This window comes from Grimontia celer (assembly GCF_900055185.1).
Taxonomy (GTDB): Bacteria; Pseudomonadota; Gammaproteobacteria; order Enterobacterales; family Vibrionaceae; genus Enterovibrio; species Enterovibrio celer.
The window spans coordinates 1-1,509 of the sequence record NZ_FIZX01000019.1 but is presented as its reverse complement, the minus strand read 5'-3'; the positions used below and the strand labels follow the sequence as shown (position 1 = coordinate 1,509).

Below are 1,509 nucleotides of genomic sequence, written 5' to 3'. Positions count from 1 at the left end.
ACTAGTATGGCCCGGGGGATCCGGCGCGCCTAGGCCTTGACGGCCTTCACTCAATTCGCCCTATAGTGAGTCGTATTACGTCGCGCTCACTGGCCGTCGTTTTACAACGTCGTGACTGGGAAAACCCTGGCGTTACCCAACTTAATCGCCTTGCAGCACATCCCCCTTTCGCCAGCTGGCGTAATAGCGAAGAGGCCCGCACCGAAACGCCCTTCCCAACAGTTGCGCAGCCTGAATGGCGAATGGGAGCGCCCTGTAGCGGCCACTCAACCCTATCTCGGTCTATTCTTTTGATTTATAAGGGATTTTGCCGATTTCGGCCTATTGGTTAAAAAATGAGCTGATTTAACAAAAATTTAACGCGAATTTTAACAAAATATTAACGCTTACAATTTAGGTGGCACTTTTCGGGGAAATGTGCGCGGAACCCCTATTTGTTTATTTTTCTAAATACATTCAAATATGTATCCGCTCATGAGACAATAACCCTGATAAATGCTTCAATAATATTGAAAAAGGAAGAGTATGCGTAGCCGTAATTGGAGCCGTACCCTGACCGAACGTAGCGGCGGTAATGGTGCGGTGGCGGTGTTTATGGCGTGCTATGATTGCTTTTTTGGCGTGCAGAGCATGCCGCGTGCGAGCAAACAGCAGGCGCGTTATGCGGTGGGCCGTTGCCTGATGCTGTGGAGCAGCAACGATGTGACCCAGCAGGGCAGCCGTCCGAAAACCAAACTGAACATTATGCGTGAAGCGGTGATTGCGGAAGTGAGCACCCAGCTGTCTGAAGTGGTGGGCGTGATTGAACGTCATCTGGAACCGACCCTGCTGGCCGTGCATCTGTATGGCAGCGCGGTGGATGGCGGCCTGAAACCGCATAGCGATATTGATCTGCTGGTGACCGTGACCGTGCGTCTGGATGAAACCACCCGTCGTGCGCTGATTAACGATCTGCTGGAAACCAGCGCGAGCCCGGGTGAAAGCGAAATTCTGCGTGCGGTGGAAGTGACCATCGTGGTGCATGATGACATTATTCCGTGGCGTTATCCGGCGAAACGTGAGCTGCAGTTTGGCGAATGGCAGCGTAACGATATTCTGGCCGGCATTTTTGAACCGGCGACCATTGATATCGATCTGGCCATTCTGCTGACCAAAGCGCGTGAACATAGCGTGGCGCTGGTTGGTCCGGCAGCGGAAGAACTGTTTGATCCGGTGCCGGAACAGGACCTGTTTGAAGCGCTGAACGAAACCCTGACCCTGTGGAACAGCCCGCCGGATTGGGCGGGTGATGAACGCAACGTGGTGCTGACCCTGAGCCGTATTTGGTATAGCGCGGTGACCGGCAAAATTGCGCCGAAAGATGTGGCGGCGGATTGGGCCATGGAACGTCTGCCGGCGCAGTATCAGCCGGTGATTCTGGAAGCGCGTCAGGCGTATCTGGGCCAGGAAGAAGATCGTCTGGCCAGCCGTGCGGATCAGCTGGAAGAATTTGTGCATTACGTGAAAGGC

1 protein-coding gene is annotated in these 1,509 nt (G+C 53.9%); it reads left to right on the top strand.

The window, feature by feature from the left end; translation table 11 throughout:
• Positions 1 to 744 precede the first annotated feature (744 nt).
• The coding region (locus tag GCE9029_RS25175) for an AadA family aminoglycoside 3''-O-nucleotidyltransferase (protein ID WP_062667976.1) at positions 745 to 1,509 on the top strand (765 nt) is incomplete at its 3' end.